28 protein-coding genes are annotated in these 22038 nt (G+C 72.2%); 10 read left to right on the top strand and 18 right to left on the bottom strand.

All coding sequences use genetic code 11. The features are described 5' to 3' along the window. The first annotated feature begins 21 nt into the window (after positions 1-21). The 3 genes from ACFSL4_RS19190 to ACFSL4_RS19180 all read left to right on the top strand — a co-directional run bounded on the left by ACFSL4_RS19190 (position 22) and on the right by ACFSL4_RS19180 (position 1752). A complete protein-coding gene (locus ACFSL4_RS19190) occupies positions 22-612 on the top strand; it encodes a TetR/AcrR family transcriptional regulator (RefSeq protein ID WP_381084199.1) in 591 nt (196 codons plus the stop codon). Between the two features lie 54 nt (positions 613-666). Continuing rightward, positions 667-1179, top strand: a complete 513-nt coding sequence (locus tag ACFSL4_RS19185) for a DinB family protein (RefSeq protein ID WP_381084197.1) — start codon at positions 667-669, stop codon at positions 1177-1179. A gap of 111 nt (positions 1180-1290) precedes the next feature. After that, complete coding sequence (locus tag ACFSL4_RS19180; RefSeq protein ID WP_381084195.1) at positions 1291-1752, top strand: hypothetical protein; 462 nt, start codon at positions 1291-1293, stop codon at positions 1750-1752. Positions 1753-2070: 318 nt separating this feature from the next. Here ACFSL4_RS19180 and ACFSL4_RS19175 read toward each other — a convergent pair whose 3' ends face one another. The 7 genes from ACFSL4_RS19175 to ACFSL4_RS19145 all read right to left on the bottom strand — a co-directional run bounded on the left by ACFSL4_RS19175 (position 2071) and on the right by ACFSL4_RS19145 (position 8214). Next, positions 2071-2628: a hypothetical protein gene (locus tag ACFSL4_RS19175; RefSeq protein WP_381084193.1), complete on the bottom strand. Its 558-nt coding sequence runs from the start codon at positions 2626-2628 to the stop codon at positions 2071-2073. 164 nt (positions 2629-2792) lie between these two features. Next, the gene (gene ung / locus ACFSL4_RS19170; RefSeq protein WP_381084191.1) at positions 2793-3476 is read right to left on the bottom strand and encodes a uracil-DNA glycosylase; all 684 of its coding nucleotides are present in this window, start codon (positions 3474-3476) and stop codon (positions 2793-2795) included. Positions 3477-3565: 89 nt separating this feature from the next. Further along, entirely contained in the window at positions 3566-5146 is a 1581-nt protein-coding gene (locus tag ACFSL4_RS19165) for an ABC transporter substrate-binding protein (RefSeq protein ID WP_381084189.1), read from the bottom strand. Between the two features lie 196 nt (positions 5147-5342). After that, positions 5343-6104, bottom strand: coding sequence for an SDR family oxidoreductase (locus ACFSL4_RS19160; RefSeq protein WP_381084187.1), 762 nt, complete (start codon positions 6102-6104; stop codon positions 5343-5345). Positions 6105-6120: 16 nt separating this feature from the next. Continuing rightward, entirely contained in the window at positions 6121-6882 is a 762-nt protein-coding gene (gene fabG, locus ACFSL4_RS19155) for a 3-oxoacyl-ACP reductase FabG (RefSeq protein ID WP_381084185.1), read from the bottom strand. A gap of 160 nt (positions 6883-7042) precedes the next feature. Continuing rightward, the gene (locus ACFSL4_RS19150) at positions 7043-7426 is read right to left on the bottom strand and encodes a DUF3037 domain-containing protein (protein WP_381084221.1); all 384 of its coding nucleotides are present in this window, start codon (positions 7424-7426) and stop codon (positions 7043-7045) included. Positions 7427-7440: 14 nt separating this feature from the next. Further along, positions 7441-8214, bottom strand: coding sequence for a HipA family kinase (locus ACFSL4_RS19145; RefSeq protein ID WP_381084183.1), 774 nt, complete (start codon positions 8212-8214; stop codon positions 7441-7443). Positions 8215-8382: 168 nt separating this feature from the next. On the opposite strand from ACFSL4_RS19145, the gene ACFSL4_RS19140 reads away from it, so the two are divergent. Beyond that, complete coding sequence (locus ACFSL4_RS19140; protein WP_381084181.1) at positions 8383-8874, top strand: Rieske (2Fe-2S) protein; 492 nt, start codon at positions 8383-8385, stop codon at positions 8872-8874. A 12-nt stretch (positions 8875-8886) separates the two neighbouring features. Here ACFSL4_RS19140 and ACFSL4_RS19135 read toward each other — a convergent pair whose 3' ends face one another. Further along, entirely contained in the window at positions 8887-9537 is a 651-nt protein-coding gene (locus tag ACFSL4_RS19135) for a cysteine hydrolase family protein (protein ID WP_381084179.1), read from the bottom strand. 140 nt (positions 9538-9677) lie between these two features. Between ACFSL4_RS19135 and ACFSL4_RS19130 the strand changes: the two genes are divergently transcribed. After that, positions 9678-10145: a pyridoxamine 5'-phosphate oxidase family protein gene (locus ACFSL4_RS19130; RefSeq protein WP_381084177.1), complete on the top strand. Its 468-nt coding sequence runs from the start codon at positions 9678-9680 to the stop codon at positions 10143-10145. Positions 10146-10214: 69 nt separating this feature from the next. Here the strand turns inward: ACFSL4_RS19130 and ACFSL4_RS19125 are convergent, their stop codons facing one another. Then, entirely contained in the window at positions 10215-11123 is a 909-nt protein-coding gene (locus tag ACFSL4_RS19125; RefSeq protein WP_381084175.1) for a LysR family transcriptional regulator, read from the bottom strand. A gap of 74 nt (positions 11124-11197) precedes the next feature. On the opposite strand from ACFSL4_RS19125, the gene ACFSL4_RS19120 reads away from it, so the two are divergent. Then, positions 11198-12151, top strand: coding sequence for a DMT family transporter (locus ACFSL4_RS19120; RefSeq protein ID WP_381084173.1), 954 nt, complete (start codon positions 11198-11200; stop codon positions 12149-12151). Here the strand turns inward: ACFSL4_RS19120 and ACFSL4_RS19115 are convergent. Further along, positions 12142-13473, bottom strand: a complete 1332-nt coding sequence (locus ACFSL4_RS19115) for an aminotransferase class I/II-fold pyridoxal phosphate-dependent enzyme (protein WP_381084171.1) — start codon at positions 13471-13473, stop codon at positions 12142-12144. The genes ACFSL4_RS19120 and ACFSL4_RS19115 overlap by 10 nt on opposite strands. A 39-nt stretch (positions 13474-13512) precedes the next feature. Here ACFSL4_RS19115 and ACFSL4_RS19110 point away from each other — a divergent pair, with 39 nt between their 5' ends. The 4 genes from ACFSL4_RS19110 (at position 13513) to ACFSL4_RS19095 (ending at position 16608) form a co-directional block, all read left to right on the top strand. Continuing rightward, on the top strand, positions 13513-14196 hold the full coding sequence (locus tag ACFSL4_RS19110) for a pyridoxamine 5'-phosphate oxidase family protein (RefSeq protein ID WP_381084169.1): 684 nt from the start codon (positions 13513-13515) through the stop codon (positions 14194-14196). Next, the gene (locus tag ACFSL4_RS19105) at positions 14196-14828 is read left to right on the top strand and encodes an FMN-binding negative transcriptional regulator (protein ID WP_381084167.1); all 633 of its coding nucleotides are present in this window, start codon (positions 14196-14198) and stop codon (positions 14826-14828) included. Before ACFSL4_RS19110 ends, ACFSL4_RS19105 begins: the two co-directional genes overlap by 1 nt. A gap of 254 nt (positions 14829-15082) precedes the next feature. Then, complete coding sequence (locus ACFSL4_RS19100; RefSeq protein ID WP_381084165.1) at positions 15083-15811, top strand: DUF4158 domain-containing protein; 729 nt, start codon at positions 15083-15085, stop codon at positions 15809-15811. An 86-nt stretch (positions 15812-15897) separates the two neighbouring features. Then, positions 15898-16608: a hypothetical protein gene (locus ACFSL4_RS19095; RefSeq protein WP_381084163.1), complete on the top strand. Its 711-nt coding sequence runs from the start codon at positions 15898-15900 to the stop codon at positions 16606-16608. Between the two features lie 246 nt (positions 16609-16854). Here the strand turns inward: ACFSL4_RS19095 and ACFSL4_RS19090 are convergent, their stop codons facing one another. The 8 genes from ACFSL4_RS19090 to ACFSL4_RS19055 all read right to left on the bottom strand — a co-directional run bounded on the left by ACFSL4_RS19090 (position 16855) and on the right by ACFSL4_RS19055 (position 21972). After that, positions 16855-17211 carry a GPW/gp25 family protein gene (locus ACFSL4_RS19090; RefSeq protein ID WP_381084161.1) on the bottom strand — a complete coding sequence of 119 codons (357 nt, stop codon included), beginning with the start codon at positions 17209-17211 and terminating at the stop codon, positions 16855-16857. A gap of 1 nt (position 17212) precedes the next feature. After that, positions 17213-17500 (bottom strand): hypothetical protein, encoded by a 288-nt coding sequence (locus ACFSL4_RS19085; RefSeq protein ID WP_381084159.1) that lies wholly within the window; start codon positions 17498-17500, stop codon positions 17213-17215. A 31-nt stretch (positions 17501-17531) separates the two neighbouring features. Further along, positions 17532-18029, bottom strand: a complete 498-nt coding sequence (locus ACFSL4_RS19080; protein WP_381084157.1) for a phage baseplate assembly protein V — start codon at positions 18027-18029, stop codon at positions 17532-17534. Positions 18030-18054: 25 nt separating this feature from the next. Further along, positions 18055-18927 carry a hypothetical protein gene (locus tag ACFSL4_RS19075; RefSeq protein ID WP_381084155.1) on the bottom strand — a complete coding sequence of 291 codons (873 nt, stop codon included), beginning with the start codon at positions 18925-18927 and terminating at the stop codon, positions 18055-18057. 8 nt (positions 18928-18935) lie between these two features. After that, entirely contained in the window at positions 18936-19115 is a 180-nt protein-coding gene (locus ACFSL4_RS19070; protein WP_381084153.1) for a hypothetical protein, read from the bottom strand. 29 nt (positions 19116-19144) lie between these two features. Next, positions 19145-20095: a DMT family transporter gene (locus ACFSL4_RS19065; RefSeq protein ID WP_381084151.1), complete on the bottom strand. Its 951-nt coding sequence runs from the start codon at positions 20093-20095 to the stop codon at positions 19145-19147. Between the two features lie 193 nt (positions 20096-20288). After that, positions 20289-21293: an EamA family transporter gene (locus tag ACFSL4_RS19060; RefSeq protein WP_381084149.1), complete on the bottom strand. Its 1005-nt coding sequence runs from the start codon at positions 21291-21293 to the stop codon at positions 20289-20291. 88 nt (positions 21294-21381) lie between these two features. Continuing rightward, positions 21382-21972, bottom strand: a complete 591-nt coding sequence (locus ACFSL4_RS19055) for a Clp protease N-terminal domain-containing protein (protein WP_381084147.1) — start codon at positions 21970-21972, stop codon at positions 21382-21384. Between the last annotated feature and the right edge of the window lie 66 nt (positions 21973-22038).

The raw sequence follows: 22038 nt of genomic DNA, 5'->3' as shown, positions 1-22038 counted from the left end.
AGGACGGGTAGGTTGGCCTCCATGTCCGTACACACCACGGGCGCCTCCCGCGCCGACCTCGTCGCCGACACCGCCCTCGCCCTGCTCGCCGCGCGCGGTATGCGCGGGCTCACACACCGGGCGGTGGACGGGGCGGCGGGGCTGCCCCAGGGCTCGACCTCGAATCTGGCGCGGACACGCCTGGCCCTCCTGGAACTCGCGGTGCGACGTCTCGCCGACCGGGAGGCGCGGGTGCTCGCGCTGCACGAGATGCCCGACCCGGCGGCCGGGTCCGGCGCGGTGGTGGACGGCCTGGCCCTGGCGGCCCACCGCTCCCTGACCCAGGGCCGCGATCTGACGCTGGCGCGCTACGAACTGGCCCTGGAGGCCACCCGCCGGCCCGAACTGCGCCGGCACTTCGACGCGGCCGGGGCCCGCTTCCGCGACCAGCTCACCGGCCTCGTCGCCGCCATAGGTTCCACCGACCCGGCCCGGCACTCGCTGTCGCTGCTGGCCTGGCTGGACGGGCTGCTGTTCTCGTGCGTGGCCGGGTCCTTCACGGCGGAGGCCCCGAGCCTCGACTGGATGCGCGCCGGTCTGCGGGAACTGCTCGACGGGATGCTCGGCCGCTGACCGCCCCCCGCACGGGCGTGGCGGTGGCGGGTGGGGCCCGGCCAGAATGCGGTGGTGACCACTCAGCGCCGTGAACCCGCCCTGAACGCCGACGAGCGCGCCATGCTGGAGGGCTGGCTCGACTACCACCGCCAGACGCTCGCACGGAAGTGCGAGGGCCTCACCGACGCCCAGCTCAGGACCGCCTCGGTGGAGCCGTCCGAGCTGTCCCTGATGGGCCTCGTACGGCATATGGCGGAGGTGGAACGGGGCTGGTTCCGCAAGGTTCTCGTCGGTGACGATCCGGGGCCGGTCTACGGCGGGGACGAGGACCCGGATGCCGAGTTCCACCTCACCGAGGCCGACACATGGCAGGAGGCGTACGCCACTTGGCAGGCCGAGATCGCGGTCGCGCGCCGCCACGCGGCCCGCTTCGGCCTGGACGACCTCTCCGAGGGCCCGAGCAGGTTCACTGACGAGCGGTTCAGCCTGCGCTGGATCTACACCCACATGATCGAGGAGTACGCCCGCCACAACGGCCACGCCGACCTGATCCGCGAGCGGATCGACGGGGCCACCGGGGACTGACGTCACCCACGGAGGGCGCGCGCCCTCCGTACGGGGGCCGAGATCACCCGTGCGGGGCATCCTGCGCCTGTCCGCTCCCCTAAGCGGACCGGACGCAGCAGAGTTGCGCGGGTGCATCGAACGACGACGACCGCAACGCTGCTCCTGGTCACCGTGGCCGTCTCGGCCCTCGCCGGCTGTGTCACCGTCCAGCGACCGCCCGCACCGGGCGCGTCGTCGGCTCCCTCGCGCCCCTCCGCGCCGCGCGCGGACGGCGGCAGACAGCCGCACGTCGTCCAGGCCCCGGCGCGGGAGGCGCTGGAGATGGTCCGTCCCTCCGACGACCCGCCGCCGTCGGCCGCCGCCCCGAACGGCACGGCCCGGCCGGGCCCCACCGCGGCACGGACGGCCGGTCCGCACCGCCCGTCCACGGCCCCGGGCCCGTCTTTTCCCGGGCCGTACACCGGCGGGCGACCGTCCGCCTCCGCGGCGATCCCGAAGAACCCCGATGTGTGCGCGCTCGGCCGCAGATACGGGGGGTGGCGGCCGGACAGCCCCGAGGTTGCCATCTGCGGACGCGTCTACGGGCCTTGAGGCGCCGCTCGGGGCGGGACGAGTGGGAGACGCGTGCGGGGCGCGTACGGACGATTCAGGGCCTAGGGGGTGTTTCGAAAGTCCTGTGCGGTGCCCGCGGTGTCCGGTGCGTGCTCTCGGCGTGCCGGACGAAAGCCCTCGTACTGGACGTACTCGGGGTTCCGGCCGGCGCGCCGAGTGGGGGTGCCCCCTGCTCGAAGAGCCTGGGGGAGCGTCCCGGGCGCCGTGGGTGCTGTGCGGGACTTTCGAAACACCCCCTAGGGGCCCCGGGGCTTCAAGGGCGCCGCACGAGCCTGTGCCGGGCCGTCGTGACGGCTCCTACGGCCGCTGTCTCGGCGGCCCCAGCCTCCCGCCGCCGGGGCCGTCCGGGGGACCGGGCTCGGGCGCGCCCTCCGTCGGCCCCTCCCCCGCGAGCCTGCGCTCCAGCCGGCCGATCGCCGCCCTGACGCCGTGACCGTAGCCGTCGTCACCGAGGGCGCCGACCGCGCCGCGGGCCCGGTGCAGATGGGCACGGGCGGCCTCGCAACGGCCGAGCTTCACGTAGTCGGCGGCCAGGTTCAGATGGAGCGAGGGGTAGAACGCGCGGACGGCGAGCGCCCCATGGTGCCCGGCGAGGCGCTCGTCGGTGAGTTCCTCGGCGGCCGACAACGCTCTCAGGTCCCAGGCCAGTTCGTCCGCCGGGTCGTCCTGCGTGTCCGCCATGTAGTGCGCCAGCGTGCAGCGGTGCAGCGGGTCGCCGTCCTCGCCGATCTCGGCCCACAGCCGCAGAAAGCGGTCCCGGGCCTCCTCGCGGTCGCCGCCGTGGTGCAGCATCACGACCTGCCCGATACGGGTCATGACGGCGTCCGGCGCCGCCTGCTCCTGTCGCTTGGCCACCGCGTCCTCCACAATCGTCGCTCCCCCACCCATGACGCTAACCGCCCTCTGTGGCAATCGTGCTCAGGCCGCTCCGTACGGACGCTGGGCCATGCCGGTGACGACGCGAGGCGACCGGGACGGGCGAAGGCGGGGCCGGGCCGCTGCCGGGCCCCGCCCGGGGCTCACCCCACGTTCGGAATCGCCCAGTCGACCGGCTGGTGTCCCTGCCGGGCCACCGCCTCGTTGATCTGCGTGAACGGGCGCGAGCCGAAGAACTTCTTCGCGGACAGCGGCGAGGGGTGCGCGCCCTTGACGACGACGTGCCGCGTCTCGTCGATCAGCGGCAGCTTCTTCTGCGCGTAGTTGCCCCACAGCACGAACACCGCCGGGTCCTGCCGGCCGGCGACCGCGCGGATCACCGCGTCCGTGAACTTCTCCCATCCACGGCCCTTGTGCGAGTTCGCCTCGCCGGCGCGGACCGTCAGCACCGCGTTGAGCAGCAGCACGCCCTGCTGGGCCCACGGCATCAGATAGCCGTTGTCCGGCACCGGGGTGCCCAGCTCCTCGTGCATCTCCTTGTAGATGTTCCGCAGCGAGGGCGGGGTCTTCACCCCGGGCCGCACGGAGAAGCACAGGCCGTGCCCCTGACCCTCGCCGTGGTACGGGTCCTGGCCGAGGATGAGGACCTTCACCCGCTCGTACGGTGTGGCGTCGAGCGCGGCGAAGACCTCCTCGCGCGGAGGGTAGACGGGACCCTTGGCGCGCTCCTCCTCGACGAACTCCATCAGCTCCTTGAAGTAGGGCTGCTGCAGTTCGTCGCCCAGAACGCCCCGCCAGGACTCCGGCAGCATGGCGATGTCGGTCACGTCAACTTCCTCCGATGTGCGGTCACTTCCAGGTCTCAGAACCTACAGGCGACCACTGACAACGGACTCCCGGACCCCGCGCGCCGGGACTACCAGCTGGTCTTGCGGGACAGCTCCCACATCATCATGATCGTCGACGGGTCCAGGGCGCGCTCACCGCCGGAGATCTCCTCGCTCGCGGCGAGGAACTGCTTGCCCTGCCACAGCGGCAGCAGCCGGGCGTCGTCGACGAGGACCTGCTGGGCCTGCTCGAACTGCTTGACCACGTTCGCGCGGTCGCTCTCGCGCCGGGACTGGGGCAGCAGCACCCCGGTGATCTCCGGCGCCGGGTAGGGCGTGCCCAGCGCGTTCTGGTTGCCGACGAAGGGCGCGATGTAGTTGTCCGGGTCGGGGAAGTCGGGGAACCATCCGCGGCCGAAGACCGGGTACTCGCCCTTCTGGTAGCCGGTCACGTACGTCTTCCAGGGGCGGCTCTTGAGGGTGACCTGGAAGAGGCCCGAGTCCTCGAGCTGGCGCTTGATCTCCCGGAACTCCGGAGCGGTCTCGGAGCCGTAGCGGTCGACGGTGTACCAGAGGGTCAGCGGGACGCGCTGGGTGATGCCCGCTTCGCGGAGGATCTTGCGTGCCTTGGAGGTGCTGGGGTTCCCGAAGTGGTCGAAGAAGCCCGTGGTGTGGCCGGTGAGGCCCGCGGGGACCATGGAGTAGAGCGGCTCGACGGTGTCCTTGTAGACGTTGTGGGCGATCGCGTCCCGGTTCACGACCTGGGCCACCGCCTTGCGGACGGCGAGCTTGCCGGCCCACGGGTCCTTCGGGTTGAAGACCAGGTAGCTGATCTCGATGCCGGAGTTCTCCACGAGCTGGATGGTCTTGTCGTTGCCGCCGCTCTGGAGGGAGACGATGTCGGAGGCGGCGAGACCCCGGTAGGTGATGTCGATCTTCCGGTCCTTGAGGGCGTTCACCATGCTGGTGGAGTCCTGGAAGTAGCGGATGGTGACCGCGTTGTTCTTCCGCTTGGCGTAACCCTTGTAGTGGCTGTTCCCGACGAGCCGGGCCTGCTTGCCCTCCTCGTAGGACTCCAGCGTGTACGGCCCGGACCCGGTGATCTTGCCGTCCTTGCGCAGCTCCGTGGCCGGGTAGTCGGCCGGGTCGACGATCGACATGGCCGGCGTGGCGAGGACGAAGGGGAACGTTGCGTCCGCTTCGTTGAGGTGGAAGACGACCTCGCGGTCGCCCTTCACCTGGACCCGGTCCAGACTGCCCAGCAGTCCGGCCGGACCGCCGGACACATTGATCCGCTTGATGCGGTCGATCGAGTACTTCACGGCGCGGGCGTCGAGCTTGTCCCCGTTGGAGAACGTGAGCCCGTCACGCAGGACGCAGCGGTACGTCCGGTTCGCGGCGTCGGTGAAGGAGCAGTTCTGGGCGGCGTCGGGCCCCGGCTGGGTCGCCCCGTCCGGGTAGTTGAGGAGCGTCTGGTACACGTTGCGGAACAGCTCCCAGGAGTTGTCCCAGGCCGCGGCGGGGTCCAGCGTGCTCGGTGAGCTAGTGGTTCCCACGACGATCGGGCCCTTGTCGCCGGACGAGTCCGACGACAGAATTCCGCACCCGGTCACCAAAGATATGGATGCGATCGTCGCCAGCTGACGCAGACTTCGGTTCCTACTGAACACGCCTTGCTCCTCGAGCTGCCACACCAGGGATCGGCAGACAATACCGCAGTGCCGGGCCGGGTTCACCGTGCTCCACCCGGGCTCGTGACCAGCACGTGATGACAACGTTGTCATCACCCCCTGCCCGCATCGCTGCGACACGGGCGCGGGTTCCGTCACGAGTTCCGGCCCATCCGCGCCCGTGTCGAGATGTGCGTCAGGCGACCCCGGCGTTCAGGAAGACGCCGCCGTCGACGACCAGCGTCTGGCCCGTGATCCAGTCGGACTGATCCGAGGTCAGGAAGGCCGCGGCGCCGCCGATGTCGGAGGGCACGCCGAGCCGGCCGAGCGGGTAGGCCGCGGCGGCCTCCGCCTCCCGGCCCTCGTACAGGGCCTGCGCGAACTTGGTCTTCACCACGGCCGGCGCGATCGCGTTGACCCGTACCCGGGGCGCGAACTCGTGCGCCAGCTGCTGGGTCAGGTTGATCATCGCGGCCTTGCTGACCCCGTAGGCGCCGATGAAGGGCGAGGGTGCGAGGCCCGCGACCGAGGCGATGTTGACGATCGCGCCGCCGTTGTCCTTCTGCCAGGCGTGCCAGGTCCGCTGCGCGAAGCCGAGCGCCGAGATCACGTTGGTCTCGAACACCTTGCGCGCGACGCCCAGGTCGAGGTCCGCGATCGGCCCGAACACCGGGTTGGTGCCGGCGTTGTTCACCAGGAAGTCGACGCGGCCGAACGCCTCCATCGTGCGCTCGACGGCGGTGGCCTGGTGGGCCTCGTCGTGCGCCTTGCCCGGAACGCCGATGACCCGGTCTGCGCCGAGCTTCTCGGCGGCCTCCTTGAGCGCCTCCTCGTTGCGGCCGGTGATGCAGACGCGGTCGCCGCGCGCGACGAACGCCTCGGCGATCCCGTAGCCGATGCCGCGGCTGGCGCCCGTGACGAGGGCGACCTTGCCGGAGAGTTCAGGCAGTGCAGTCATGTGTCCGCTCCCGGCCCTAGTCGAGCGGTCCGCCGGCGACGTACAGCACCTGGCCGGAGACGAATCCGGCCGCTTCGCCCGTGAAGAAGGCGATCGCGTTGGCGATGTCGTCGGGCTCGCCGACGCGCTGCACGGGGATCTGGGTGGCGGCCGCGGCCTTGAAGTCCTCGAAGCCCATGCCGACGCGGTCGGCGGTGGCCTTGGTCATCTCGGTGGCGATGAAGCCGGGGGCGACGGCGTTGGCGGTGATGCCGAACTTGCCGAGTTCCTTGGCCAGCGTCTTGGTGAAGCCCTGCAGGCCGGCCTTGGCGGCCGAGTAGTTCACCTGGCCGCGATTGCCCAGCGCCGACGAGGAGGAGAGGTTGACGATACGGCCGAAGCCCGCGTCGACCATGTGCTTCTGGCAGGCGCGCGACATGAGGAAGGCGCCGCGCAGGTGCACGTTCATGACGGTGTCCCAGTCCGAGACGCTCATCTTGAACAGCAGGTTGTCGCGCAGCACGCCGGCGTTGTTGACGAGGATCGTGGGCGCGCCCAGTTCCCCGGCGATCCGCGCGACGGCGGCCTCGACCTGCGCCTCGTCCGAGACGTCGCAGCCGACGGCGACGGCCTTGCCGCCCGCGGCCGTGATCTTCTCCACGGTGTCCTTGCACGCGGCCTCGTCGAGGTCGATCACGGCGACCGCACGGCCCTCGGCGGCCAGTCGTACGGCGGTGGCGGCGCCGATGCCGCGCGCACCGCCGGTCACGACGGCGACCCGCTGCTCAGTGGTGGACATTGCTGGTTCTCCTCGCCCTTGGAAAGCCTGGAACACCTTCGGAAAGTCTGCGGCTCCACGGTACGCCCCACAGGTGAGCGACCGCTTAGTACCTTCAGCAGACGTGACGCTAGAAGCCCTGGCACCCGGTGTCAACGGCACACCCGGCGCATGTGATCCATTACCTCACCAGGAGGTCCAGCAACCGCTCCGCCTCCGCCGCCGGGTCGGCGGTCAGCCCGGTGTGCACGGGCCCGGGCCGGACGACCGTCGAACGCGGCGCGATCAGCCAGCGGAAGCGCCGCCCGGCGTCGTCGCGCGCCGCCTGCCCGGCCGCCTCGCCGCCCGCGCACACGCCCTCGACGGCACGGAGCGCTGCGCGCACCCCGGCCACATCGGCGTCCGGGTCCAGCGCGCACAGCTTCCCCTCGTCGAGGTGCGTCCGGGCCGCGACGAACGACTTCGCGCGGCAGTAGACGAGCACGCCCGCGTTGAAGCACTCGCCGCGTTCGACGCGCGGCACCACGCGCAGCAGCGCGTACTCGAACACGTCCCGCCCGCTCACCTGTCCGGCCGAGTTCACTTGTCCCCCTGACGGGTCTCAAGGCCCTGGATGCGTTCATGGATGACGGCGGCGCGGGCCAGCAGCAGGGCCGCGTACGCCCGGCGCAGCGCGTCCGGCGTGCCGAAACCGGGCTCGCCGGCCAGCCACTCCTCGGGGATGTCCGCGGTCACCTCGGTCAGCAGGTCGCCGGTGACGAGGGGCGCCAGTTCCGCGGCGGCGCCCGCGACGTCCGGCGCGAAGGGGGCGAGAACGTGCTCCGAGGCGTCGTAGGGCCTGGCGGCCGAGACCTCCGCGCCGGGCCAGTTGTGGTGCCAGATCATGGTGGCGCCGTGGTCGATGAGCCACAGGTCGCCGTGCCACATCAGGAGGTTGGGGTTGCGCCAGGAGCGGTCCACGTTGCCGACGAGCGCGTCGAACCAGAGGATCCGCCCGGCCTCCTCGGGGCCGACCGCGAACGCGAGCGGGTCGAAGCCGATCGCCCCGCTGAGGAAGTCCATGCCCAGGTTGAGTCCGCCGCTCGCCCTGAGCAGCCCCTGCACCTCCTGGTCCGGCTCGCCGAGGCCCAGTACCGGGTCGAGGCCGACGGTCACCAGGCCGGGCACCCGCAGGCCCAGCCGCCGGGCGAGTCCCGCGCAGACGACCTCGGCGACGAGTGTCTTGCGGCCCTGTCCGGCGCCGGTGAACTTCATGACGTACAGGCCCAGGTCGTCGGCCTCGACGAGCCCCGGCAGCGAACCGCCCTCGCGCAGTGGCGTGATGTAGCGGGTCGCGAAGACTTCCTTGAGCACCACCCCAGGTTACTGGGACGTTCGGGGGCCTTCCGGCGCGGCCCGTGTGCGCCGTGCGGCGACTCACGTCGGGAGCAGGTCAAGATGTGGACATCGTCTGAACAGGGAGCGCCCGCAGGCCGTACCTCCGTGCAGATCTACGAAGCATCCGTGGAAGGGAACGTCAGCATGACCAGCGAACCGCTACAGCCCGTCCAGGCACCGGCCCGCCGCACAGTCGTGGCGGCGGTCGGAGCGACGGGGCTCGCCGTCGCGCTGACCGCGTGCGGGGGCTCGGACGACACGTCGTCGAGTCCGGCCGGCGCACAGGGCAACGGCAGTCCGAGCAGCGGTGGCACGGACGGAGGTGAGAATGCGACGGCCGGCTCCGGCGGCACGGTGCTGGCGAAGACCTCCGACATCCCCGAGGGCGGCGGCAAGGTCTTCGCCGACCAGGGCGTGGTGGTGACCCAGCCGTCGGCGGGCCGGTTCAAGGCGTTCTCGTCCAAGTGCACCCACCAGGGGTGCGCGGTCAGGGACATCTCGAACGGTGTGATCACCTGCCCCTGCCACAACAGCGAGTTCTCCGCGACCGACGGCAGCGTGAAGAAGGGGCCCGCGACCCAGCCGCTGTCCACCGCGGAGATCACCGTGGCCGGGGACGAGATCAAGCTCGCCTGACCCCGCGCCTCCTCACCCCCGTGCCGCCCGGCGCGGTGGCGCGAGGCAGGCCACTACCTCGTCGGTGGTCGCGATCGTGGCGACCAGCGCCAGGGTGTTGCGGACCATCGCGGGCGTGTACTCGGGGGGCACTCCCGCGATGGCGTCCGCGGGCACGACGACCCGGTAGCCGCCGTTGACGGCGTCGAACACGGCGTTGGGGACCGCCACGTTGGCCGAGACCCCGGTGACGACCAGGGTGCGGCAGTCCAGGTTGCGCAGCAGCGCGTCGACCTCGGTCCCCGCGATCGGCGACAGGCCGTGCAGCCGCCGTACCACGAGGTCCTCCTCCGTCACCTCGACGGGTTCCGCGACGCGGACCGCCGGGGTGCCGGACAGCTGCCGGACCGGCAGCCGTTCGGCCGCGCGGAAGAGGCGGGCGTTGCGGCTCGCGCCACGGCCGTCCGGGCGCCGCTCGGCGAGGGCGTGGACCACCTGCACCCCGCCCTCGTGAGCGGCGGCGACCAGGCGCGCCACGTTGGTGAGCGCCCCGGACGAGCGCGCCTCCTCGGCGAGTTCGGGCAGGGCGCCGTCCGGGCCCACGACGCCCTGCTGGCACTCGACGGTGAGCAGCACCGTGGTGCGGGGGTCGAGGAGTGCGCGAAGCTGTTCGGGGGACGGCATGGCTCCCCTTGTCGTCGACGGCCGGCGCGGGGGAGAGTATCGGCCCTCGCCACCGAGGGGAAGACGACCCCTTCTCTTTTCTGACGTGATGTCAGAGGATCTCTCTGGCACGACGTGGGAGAAGAAGAGGGGGATCCCGCATGACCGTCACGCAGCGCCGGGGCCGGAAGATCATGATGACGTCCGGCGAGCTGGACGACTTCCTCACCACCCAGCGCACCTGCCGGGTGGCGACCGTGTCGGCCGACGGCACCCCGCATGTGAGCGCCCTGTGGTTCGCCTGGGACGGCACCTCACTGTGGCTGTACTCGGTGGTGCGCAGCAAGCGCTGGGCCGAGCTGCGCCGCGATCCGCGGATCGCCGTGGTGATCGACACGGGCGAGGAGTACGACCAACTGCGGGGCGCCGAGCTGTCCGGCACGGTGGAGTTCGTGGGCGAGGCTCCCCGCACCGGGGAGCTGTGCGCCGAACTCGACGTTCCCGAGACGCTGTTCGCGCGCAAGAACTTCGGCCTGGAGGAGATGCCGCACGACGGCCGCCACGCGTGGCTGCGGCTGACCCCGACGAAGATCGTCTCCTGGGACTTCCGCAAGCTGGGGTCGCTCTGACGTGCACGGCGGCTCCGACCACCGGCCGCTTCGACCACCGCCCGCTGCGGCCCGCCCGGCCGCTCCGGCTCACATCGCCGCTATGGCCCGCCCCGCCGTGCGCAGCGCCTCCACCGCCGCCCTGATCGAGGGACGGCGGTCGGCGTCGGCCCGCCACACCACGAAGACGTGCCGCCGCACGCGCTGCCGCAGCGGCACGGTCACGACGCCCTCCGGCATCGGGTGACGCCCGAGCAACGGGGCGATGCACACCCCCAGTCCGGCCGCGACCAGACCCAGTTGTGTGTGCGTCTCGCAGGCGCGGTGGCCGATGCGCGGTTCGATGCCCTTGGAACGCAGCGTGAACATCAGCCACTCGTGACAGAACTCGCCCTCGCCCCAGGTGATCCACTCGTCGTCGGCGAAGTCCCCGAGGTCCACCTCCGCCTTGTCCGCGAGCCGGTGCCCGAGGGGCATCGCCACGTCAGCAGGATCGTCGAGGATCGCCGCCTTCACCAGGCCGTCGGGCAGCGGCATCGGCTTGTTGTACCAGTCGAGGACGACCGCGAGATCGAGGTCGCCGCGCACCACGCCGGCGACTCCGGCCTCGGGCTCGAGCTCGCACGAGCGCAGCCGCAGCGCCGGATGACCGGCCCGCAGCGCGGCGAGCGCGGTCGGGAACAGCCCGCGCGCTGCCGTCGGGAAGGCCGACAGGCGCAACTCACCCGCCACCTGGCCGCGCTGGGCCTCCAGGTCGGCCTGGGCGAGTTCGACCTGTGACAGGATGCGCGCCGCGTGGTCGGCCAGCAGCCGGCCGGCGTCCGTGAGCCGCACCCCGCGCCCGTTCCTGGCCAGGAGCCGCTGCCCCACCTCCCGCTCCAGCTTGGCCATCTGCTGGGAGACGGCCGAGGTCGTCACGTGCAGCCCCTCGGCCGCCCCGCTGACCGAGCCGTGCCGGGCGAGGGCGTCGAGGGTGCGCAGGCGCTCCAGGTTCAACATGTAAGCAATGCTAAGAGATACTGCCAGTGAAATCTCGATTGTGCTACGAGATGCCCTGCGCCATCGTTGCCGCCATGAGCACCGCCGCCACCCGACGAACCGTCACCGCCTCCTCCCTCGTCCCCCGCCGCCGGTCCAGGCTCGACTGGCGGATCCGCTTCGGCGTCCTCTCGCTGATCTGGGGCTTCAGTTTTCTGTTCATCAAGGTCGGCACGGAGGCGTACGCCCCGTTCCAGGTCACGCTCGGCCGCCTGGCGTTCGGCACCGCGGTGCTCGCGGCGGCGATGGCCGTCAAACGGGAGCGCCTTCCGCGCGGCGCCCGCACCTGGGGGCATCTCGCGGTCGCGGCGCTCCTCCTCAACGCGCTGCCGTTCTCGCTCTTCGCCTACTCGGAGCTGACGATCCCCTCGACGCTCGCCGGGATCTGCAACGCGACCTCACCGCTGTGGGGCATGGCACTCTCCCTGGTGGCGCTCTCCGAGGACCGGCCGACCCGGCGGCGGGTCGCGGGCCTGGGCATCGGGTTCCTGGGGGTGCTGACGGTGCTCGGCGCCTGGCAGGGCTTCGACGGCCTGGATGCGACGGGCACGGCGATGGCCCTGCTCGCCTCGCTCAGCTACCCGGTCGGCTGGATCTACGTCCGCCGCACCCTGGCCGGCTCCCGGCACTCGCACCTGTCGCTGACGGGCGCACAACTGCTGCTGGCCACCGCCCAACTGGCCGTGGTCACCCCGCTGTTCACCACCCTGCCGAGCCGGTTCCCGCTTGTCCCGCTGCTCTCGGTGACGGCGCTGGGCGCCCTGGGCACCGGGATCGCCGTGCTCGTCCAGTACGGCCTGGTCGCCGAGGTCGGCCCGACGACGGCCCAGATGGTCACGTACTTCATCCCGGTCATCGCCACCGCGGCGGGTGTGGCGGTCCTGGGCGAGTCGCTGACCTGGTCGACCCCGGTGGGCGCGGCGGTCGTGCTGGCGGGCGCCGCGCTGACACAGGCCCGGCCCAGGAGCGGGCCGCGGAGTCAGACGTAGCTGCGGGCGGGAGCGGGGCCGAGAGCGGTGGCGACCGCGTCCGCCAGCGGCCCGGTCTCCTGCGCGGTCAGGGTCGAGACGGTGATCCGGATGCCGGGCGGCGCGCTCATCCGGAAGCCCGCGCCGGGCGCGACGGCCCAGCCCGCGTGCAGCAGCCGCGCGACCGCTCCGGTCTCGTCCGGCACGGGCACCCACACGTTCATCCCGCTGCGCCCGTGGGCCGTGACCCCACGCTCGGCGAGCGCCCCGATCAGCGCGTCCCGGCGCCGCGCGTACGCCGCCGCCACCGCCCGCGCGTCCACCGCGCCGTCGGCCCACAACCGCACCAGGGCACGCTGCAGGATCCGGCTCACCCATCCCGGCCCCAGCCGCTGCCGCCCCAGGACCCGGTCGACGGTGACGCTGTCCCCGGTGAGGACGGCGAGCCGCAGATCGGGCCCGTACGCCTTGGCGGCCGAGCGCACGAAGGCCCAGTTCCGGGTGACCCCGGCGAGGGGGTGGAGGGGCACGTCGACGATCCCGTGACCGTGGTCGTCCTCCACCAGCAGGGTCCCCGGGTGCTCGTGGAGCACGGAACGCAGGGCACGGGCGCGGGGGGCGCTCACCGCCGCACCGGTCGGGTTCTGCGCCCGGTCCGTGACGATGAGAGCACGCGCCCCCGCCCGCAGGGCGCCTCGCACATCGGCGGGCAGCGGTCCCTCGTCGTCGACGCCGACGGGCATCGTGCGCAGCCCGAGCGCCGGAACCAGGTCCAGGATCCTGCCCCACCCGGGGTCCTCGACGGCGACCCTGTCCCCGGGTCTGAGGTGGGCGGCCAGGACTCGCTCGACGGCGTCCAGCGATCCGGAGAGCACGGCGAGCGGCCCGTCGGGCACCCCGCCGGCGTCGAGATCGGCCCGCGCGAGGCGCGCCAGCTCCGGTTCCACGGCGACGTCTCCGTACAGCACGGGCTCCCGCTCGCCCTGTGCGGCAGCCGCAGCGAACGCCTGCCGCAGCGGCGGCAGCAGCAGCGGATCGGGGTTGCCGCTCGAAACGTCGCGCGCCCCCTCGGGCACCTCGACGCGCAGGTGGTCCCGTCCCGTCGTGGCCGGCGCGGACCGCACCCGGCTGCCCCGCCGCCCCGCGGTCTCGATGACCCCCCGCTCACGCAGGATGCGGTAGGCGGCCGCGACCGTGTTGGGGTTCACGCCCAGTTCGACGGCCAGTTCCCGAAGAGAGGGGAGGAGCCGGCCGGGCTCCAGCCCTCCGTCCCCCACCGCTCGCTCGATGTCCGCCGCAATCTCCGCTGCGCCCCGCCCCTTGATCCGATATTCTCCTAGCACAAAGCACATTATGCACTAGTGCAATAGGGAGCGCACATCATGCAGGAGACCCGGCCGCCGGCGTCGCCGCCCGGCGCCTACGCACCGACCGGCCGCACCGTTCCCACGCGCTCCGCGGAGCGCGTGGCATACGACAAGGACCTGGTGCACGAGATACTCGACGAGGGATACGTGTGCCATCTCGGCTACGTCCGCGACGGCGCCCCCGTCGTGCTGCCCACGCTGTACGCGCGCGTCGGCGAGCGGCTCTACCTCCACGGTTCGACGGGCTCGCGCCCACTGCGGATGACGGGCGCGCGGGACCCCGGGCTCGCCGTCTGTGTGACGGTGACGCACGTGGACGGTCTGGTACTGGCCCGCTCCTTCTTCCACCACTCGGTCAACTACCGTTCCGTGATGGTGCACGGCCTCGCCCGCCAGGTCACCGGCCCCGAGGAGAAGCGGACGGCCCTGGACGCACTGGTCGACCACGTCGTGCCGGGCCGTTCGCGCGACGCCCGCCCCGCCAGCGCCAAGGAAATGGCCGCCACCGCTGTGATCCGGCTCGACCTGGACGAGGTCTCGGCGAAAGTGCGCACCGGAGGTGTGAACGAGGAGCCCGAGGACCTCTCGCTCCCGCACTGGGCGGGCGTCGTCCCGGTCCACACGGTCTACGGCACCCCGCTCGCCGAACCCGACCTGGCCCCCGGCGTCGCGCTCCCCGACTACCTGGCGGCCCTGTGATGCTCGTCCACCCCTGGGACGCGCCCCTTGACGACTCCGAGTGGCGCGGGTGGCTCGACGCGCACGACTTCGGGCAGCTCGCCGTGAACGGCCTGCCGGGCGAGCCGCCGTCCGTCCAGCCGCTCCATTTCGCCTACGACGCCGAGCGCGGCGAGGCGCTGGGCCACCTGGCACGCCCGAACCCGCTGTGGCCCGCGCTGGAGGCGAACCCGGACGTGCTGCTGAGTGTGGTCGACGACTATGTGTATGTGCCGGGTCCCTGGCAGGCCGCGCCGGACGTCCCACCGGAGCACGGTGTGCCGACCAGCTTCTACGCGGCGGTCCAGCTCAGGTGCACGGCCCGCCCGGTGGACGACCCGCACGAGAAGGCGGACCTGCTGAACCGCCAGCTCGGCCGCTTCCAGCCGGAGGGCGGCTCCGCGCGGGCGGCGGCGGGCGCGGCGCCGTACGGCCGCCTGCTGTCCGGCATCCGCGGGCTGCGCCTCGAAGTCACCGGCGTCCACGCGAAGTTCAAGTACGCCGGGAACAAGCCGGGCGAGGTCCAGGACCGGATCGCGGCCGGGCTGACGGGCCGGGGGGCGCCGCGCGACGCCGCTGCGCGCGATCACCTGGTGCGCAGGCGCGAGCGCTGAGCGGGGCGCAGGGAGCGGGTCCGGCCCCCACGCCCGCCTCCGCCACCGGAATCCCGCGGTCCCTGCCTGCCACGGCACCCGTGCCGCGGATCAGGACCACATCCACGCCGCGGACCGTCACAGGGGTGTGACCTAGATACGCGTCAAAGGGGCAATGGGTTGATCTTGAAGCCCTGAGCGTCCGGCCCGTCACCCGTTCGGTTCAGCGTCGTTGGTGGTGATGTTGACCATCATCTTGGGGCCTGGGGTGGGTTGTGACCTCGATCGAGCGGACCGCGTATCCGCGGTTCAAGCGGCTGATCACCGCGCATGAACTGCATCTGTTCTTCTCGCCGACTCGTGACGAGCTGGAGTGGGCGGCCGGGGCGACCGACGGGGACGAGCATCTGCTGACCCTGTTGCTGATGCTGAAGTCGTATCAGCGCATGGGGTGCTTTCCGGCGCTGGAGGACGTGCCGGAGCAGGTGGTGGAGTTCGTCCGCCGTGCGGTGGAGCTGCCGGAGGGCACGCTGCCGGTCTACCGGGCGGAGCGGACCGCCAAGCGCCACCGGGGCCTGGTCCGCAAGCGGGTCGGCGTGGCGTACGACCAGGCGGAGGCCCGGCGGATCGCCGAGCAGTCGATCCGCAAGGAGGCCGCGGCGAAGAACCGGCCGGCGGACCTCATCAACATCGCGCTGGAGAAGGTCGTGGAGGCCGGGCTGGAGCTGCCTGGGTTCTCCACCTTCGACAAGATGGCCTCGAAGATCCGCACCGAGGTGAACGCCTCGATCTGCCTGGGCATCCACGACCGCATGAGTCCCGTTCAGCGCACCGAGCCCGCGCGGCTGCTGGAGGAGCGCGACAACGACGGCACGACGGCCGTCCCGTTGGCACGGGGGAAGCCGCCAAGGCGGCTCTGCTCAGCGTACGGCCCACAAGCCCTGGGCTACCACGACAAGACCACCACTCACCTGGTCGTCGAAGCCGGTGGAATCTGGAGCTGATACGCCCCGGGCAATCGCCGAAGGTGAGTCCCAACCGGCTCATGCGGCCCCGGCTGTCCTGGCAGCCCACCCGCTACCTTCCTCACATGGAACGGGCCACCATCCTGAGCAGCCTCGCCGCGAGCGGAACTGACACCGCCCCACAGCGACTCACCGAACTTGCCGCCGAACTCGACATACCGGCCGCCGACCTTCTCGTTGTCGCAGGCCAGCCGGTGTCGGCGGAACTCCTTCCCCCGGAGCGCGACGCCGGGGTCATGAGGCAGTTCGCATACCGCGTCAGTTACTGCGACCACTCGCAGCTCGCCGCGTTGGAGGCATTCGTCCGCTCACTGCCCCGCGTCGCCGCTCCAGAACGCTTCGTGCAGCCGGCGTGGCCGGGCCGCCGTCCCGCCGAGACCAAGTTTGCCGCCGTGCTCGGCGCGCTGATCCGCAATCGCGGCTTCGGCATCCGCGAACTGCCGTTCATGGGACTGTCCCTCAGCACGCTGCACGGGATGGTCTGGCGCTGGGACCCGAGTCCGCACCGTCGGCAGCAGCTATCTGCCGTAGCGGGTCCGCTGGGCTGGACCCTGCCCGATCTCTTCGCGGTCGCCGATGAGCCGTACTCGGAGGAACTCCGCCCGGTGCTGCACTGCCATCACCTCGGGCGGGTCTTCGCGGCGGCCGCCCCCTTGACCACTGCTCAGCTGATCGAGACCGCGGAGGAAGCGGATCGCCTGAGCGTGCGAGAGGACCACGGCGTATGGCGGCCCGTCTCGCAGGGCTTTGCCGAGGAGTGTCCGGACTTCCCCTGATGGCAAGGGCTGCCTCGGTGCCTTCTGGCATGGTCGGGCGCCTTCGCACGTTGTCCGCGCCAGGCAGCGGTAGACCCTGGCGATCGACGTCCGCCGAGCTCGCGCTGATCACTCAACGCGAGCACCATTTGGACTCGGCCGTGCATACGCGACTCCCAATTGCGCGAGATCGCCAGTGCCGCGGCCTCTCAACGGCCCAAGATCAACTTATTGCCCCCTTTGACCCGTATCTCGGCGATACCCCGTCTACACCGTCCTGGTGAAGACGGCGGTACGGGGAGCGGGCATGGACCGGGTCCGGTAGCGCACCGTCACCTCGGCGGTGGGGTCGGCCACTGCCACGTCCACCGCCTGCACCCCGACCTCGGCGGGCAGCCACTGCTGGAGGGCGGCGTGCACCAGTGCCCTGGTGGCGGTGGCCAGCTCCCCGGCGGCCGACTCGAAGACCAGTTGCCGCAGTCCGCTGCCGAAGTCGGGCCGGTTGACCCGTTCGCCCGGGGCTGTGAAGAGCACCTGCTCGATCAGAGCGCGGGCGTGGTCCTCGTCGTCCGCTGCGGCTGTCCGGCCCCGGCTGTCGACACGGAACGGAAATCCGATGTGCATCTCATATCCCCCGCACCTGGGTCTTGACGGCCGGCACGGTCAGCGGAGTGCCGGTCGGTGTGCACACCGCGCCTCCGTCCGACAGCAACGCGCGGCTCCCGGCGATCGTCACCCGCAGGGCGGTACGCACCCATTGCGCGCTGACGCACGGGCCGTTGCCGTCCGGCGGCAGGAAGGGGCACCCGGTGATGGTGTAGGAGCTCGCGGCGGTCACCGCCGGCTCCCCGTCGAGCAGCACCCGCGGCACCGGCTCGGTGGGCACCGCCTGCCCGCCGTGTGCACAGCTCACGGCGGGCAGGCGGTCAGCAGGCGGCCGGGCATCACATCACCTCCAGGGCACCGTTGTTGACCGACACCGAGACCGGGCCGAGCTTGATGCTCGACGAGCCGTTGGACAGCTCGATTCCCTCGGCGGTCAGCGCGAGCTTGAGCGGCGTCGGCACCAGCGGCGGTGCGACCTGCACGGTCAGGCCACCGCCGCCGGGCAGGTCGTCCACGGTCACGGTGACTCCGGCGGTGTGCAGCACCTTCTTGTCCGCCGTGGCAGGGGTGACCGGGGCCTCACCGGTGCCCCAGAAACAGCCGGCCCAGATGGGGTAGTCCGGATCACCTCCCTCGAACTCCACCCAGACGTTCGCGCCCGTGGGCGGCAGCAGGAACAGGCCGACCCCGGGTCCGGCGTACGGCACGCTCGGCATCGCCCAGCTCGCCCCCTCCCCCAGCACCGCCGGGCAACGCACCCGCAGCCGGCCCTGCTGCCTGGGGTCGACGTTGTCGGCCACCTTCCCGCGGTACTTGCCGAAGAACCGGCCGTTCATGGCGCCCCCTCGGCCGTCGGGCCGCTCACCGCGGCACCACCGGCACGGTGGCTCCCACACCCTCTCGGCTCAGCGTGAACTCCTGGGTGTGCCGACCGGCCCTGGTGATGGCGTGGGTGACCCGCCGCACGTAGTAGTGCCCGTCGTGCTGCCAGCCTGCGCCGCGCACCCCCACCAGCCCTCCGACGGTGAGCAGCGCCCCGTACCGGCGGGTGTCCAGCACCCCGGTGGCCACCAGCGAGTCGTTGGACGCCTCGGCGGTGCCCTGGGCCCGCGCCGCGGCCTGTACGACGCTCGGCCCGCTGTCCCGGAAGGCCGTGGTACGCAGGTTGGTGCCGTGCACCTCCCAGCCCTGTTCGGCGGCCAGTGGGGGCCGCGGGCTGCCCACGCCGCGCACCGGGAACACGGCGTTGCTCAGCCGGTCCTGCACCAGTCCGGCCACCGTGGTGGGGGCCGGCGCGTCGCGGCGGAAGGTGATCTGCCGGACGTTGGTCGCCGCTCCCGAGTCGACCGACAAGGCGGGGGACGGCTTCCCGATCCACTTCGGCGGACCCCAGTATGCGGTGTTGGTCAGCGGCGCCGGCCCCGGGCTGACGTGGAAGACGTACCCGAAGCGCCCGGCCAAGGCTGTCAGCAGGGCCAGATCGGTGCCCTGCTGGACCGGGATCCGGTCGATCGGCAGCGGAGGGTCGACCACCGGCGGTGGCACCACCACGGGAGCCAGCCCGAAGCGGGCGCAGCCGAGGATGATCCGGTTGACGATGGCCGACTCGTCCTGCGCCGGGTACTGGCAGGATCTCTCGGTCAGGTTCATCATGACGCTGACGTCCTCACCGGTGACCGTGAGCCGGCTGCCGGCGGGAAGCGAACCGGGAGTCAGTTCCCGGTGGGTGACCACGCCGTCCATCAGGACGGCCGGGCGGCCGGGCGGCCGCTCAGGGAGAGGACGAGGACGACCCGGTGGAAGGGTTCCAGCCGCCCGGCGACCAGTTGCGGGAAGTCGGGCAGACCACCGCGGGCGCCGCGGCCGGCTCCCAGGACCAGTTGGAGGCCCGAGCCGCCGTCGGCGGACAGGGTCACCTGCACCTGATCGATCCGTACCGGCCAGCGCCCCGTCACACGAGGACCGGCTCGCCCTCCGGTCTCCGTGCCCCACGCGCCTCCGCCAGGGCGAGTCCGGCGACCGAGCCCAACATCAGCGCGGTGCCCACCAGGGTCGACGCCGTGAGTCGCTCGCCGAGCAGGGCGACCGCCAGCACCGCCGCGCTGACCGGCTCCAGCAGCATGATCACGGACACGGTGGCGGACCGTACGGCGGCGGCACCCGCGAAGTACAGGGCATAGGCCAGGGCCGTGGGGATCGCGGCGATGTACGCCAGCAGCCCTACGACATCGCCGGGCTCGGCGGTGTGCGGCACCAGGCCCTCGGCCGCGGCGAAGGGAAGCAGGCACACAGCGGTGACCGCGAACGTCCACACGGTCGTGCCGGACGCGTCCGCCCCGCCGTCGCGTCCCCACCACCGCGTCAGCAGCGTCATCAGGGAGTAGCCGGCCGCCGACACGACCGCGAGCAGCACGCCCCACGGGCGCACGGTCGCGTCACCGCCGCCGAGCACGAGCACCCCCAGGCCGGCGAGCGCCCCGACGACGGCGGTCGCCCCGCCGCGGCCGAGCCGCTCCCCCATGGTCAGGCGGGCGCCGAGCGCGATGAGCACCGGTCCGCTGCCGAGGGTGACGACCGTTGCCACGGCGAGTCCGGTGGCCGCGACGGCCGCGAAGTAGGCGGTCTGGAAGACGGCGAGCCCCAGGCCGGTGGCACCGGCCCGTACCGCCTTGCGGGCGAGCGGTTCGGGTGCGGCGCTCCGCGTGCGCGGACGCAGCAGGCGGGTGGCGAGCAGCAGGAGCAGTCCCGCCGCGCAGCGCCAGAAGGACAGGGCGACCGGCCCCATGTCACTGGTTCGGTAGACCAGGGAGGCGGCGGCACCCGCCGTGCCCCAGGCGGCACCGGCGACGATCAGATAGAAGAGGCCACGCCCGACGGGCAGGCCAGAGACAGCATTCGACACGAGTCGTCTCCGCAGATACGCAGAAGTTCGCAAGGAGACCCCGGATCGGTCAGGTCCGAGCGGCGGGGTCCGTGGACTTCCTCTGCGGGCAGCACCGTTCCGCCCGGCGGTGCGCCGGGCATGCGGTCCGGAAAGCCCGCCTCAGACGGCCGGAGGCGGAAGAACGAGTGCGTCCGAATGCATGATCGGCACGCTATGCGGCCGTTTCATGCGCCGGCAACTCCCTTTCCGTGCCGCCCCTCGCCACCGGCTCGGCGGACCCCTTCGCGGGCGCCGACGACTGGGCGATGAAGGCGCCCGCCAGGACGACCGCGCCACCGAGGATCTGAGGCGCCGACAGGTGCTCACCGAGCATCACCCAGGCCAGGATCGTGGCGATGACCGCTTCCAGGCAGGCCACGACGCCTGCCACCGGAGGCGAGAGCCGGCGCACGGACAGCACTCCGGTGACATACGCCAGGACCGTGGCGACGAGGACGATCCAGGCCAGGAGGGCGAACGCCGGCACCTGGGTGCCGTTCATCCGCGCGGTGCCCGCGAGGACGGACCAGTCCATGCGCCAGGGGCGGGTGACGGTGGTGAGCACGGCGGCTCCCACGAGCAGGCCGTGGGCGATGACGCCCAGCGGGTCCGGGGCCTGCTCCCCGGCGTCGCCACCGTGGTCGGACAGGACGAAGTAGCCGACCTGGCAGCAGGCGGCGCCGAGCGCGAGCAGCAGGCCGAGGGGGTCGAAGCCGAGCCCCGACCACACCTCGACGACGCAGGCCAGTCCGCCCGCCGCGAGGACCACGCCGACCGCCGCGGCGCGCGTCACGGGCCGCCGCTGCACGAACCGCACCCAGCCGAGCACGAGCGCGGGCGCGAGGTACTCGATGAGCAGGGCGACGCCGACGGGGATGCGGGAGATCGCGGCGAAGTAGCAGGCCTGGACACCGGCCACGGCGAGCAGCCCGAACCCGGCGAGCAGGGTGGGGCGGCCGCGCGCCAGCGCACGGTGGCGCACGGCGAGCGGCAGCATCACGAGCGCCGCGCCCGCGACTCGAAGCCACACCACGTGGAGCGGGTTCAGCCCCGCCTGGATCAGCGGCTTGGCCGCGACCCCCGATCCGCCGAACGCGACCGCCGACGCGAGGGCGAGCCCCAGCCCGACGCCTCTGCCGTGGTTGCCCTGACTGCCCTGAGACGTGTGCACCGGCACATGATGACAGGCGTCGACATGAGCGTCACTCTCAATAGCACCTGTCTCACGGGGTGGACCTCGGCACCCGTCTCAGCGCGCCTGCCTCTCAGCGGGCAACGACCCCGCCGTCCCCTGCGCACCCCTCGACGGCGGCCACCGCGTCGATCCGCGCCGCCAGGGCCCGTACGTCGACACCGGAGCGGGCGAGGACCTCGACGGCGCGCGACCCGGGGTCCGCGGCGATCAGCGCGAGCAGGTCCAGCCCCCGCGCACGGGCGCCGCCGCGCCGCTCCGCACGCGCGCAGGCCGCGTTCACGGCGCTCGCCGCCGCCGGCGACCAGCCCCCCGATCCGCTGGGCACCGACCCCGCTCCGGAGTCCTCGACGCTCCCACGCCACCGCAGGCCGTAGCCGATGGCGCGCTGGACGAGATAGCCGAGCAGCCGTGCGGTCTGCGGGCCGTCGAAGACACCGCGCACCTCGGGGTCGGACTCCAGCAGGCTGTGCAGCAGATGCGCCGTGTCGATCTGCCGGTCGCCGTCGCGCACCGCCCTCCTGCGGGCACACGCGACCACCGCGGCCAGCTCGTCACTGAGCCGGGCGTCGGGGTCCGTGCGGTGCGCGCCGCGCCCGGCGGCGCGCCGCGTGTGACGGAGTGGCACGTCCCCCACCCCACCAGCCCCATGACCCCAGGTCATCCCCGGCGGGCAGCATTCTCGTGTCCGACACAGGTTGGGCATGGCCGACCGGCGTCTCCTCCTTGC

The sequence above is a fragment of the Streptomyces caeni genome (assembly GCF_042678285.1).
GTDB lineage: Bacteria > Actinomycetota > Actinomycetes > Streptomycetales > Streptomycetaceae > Streptomyces > Streptomyces caeni.
This window is presented reverse-complemented; position numbering and strand designations above follow the sequence as displayed.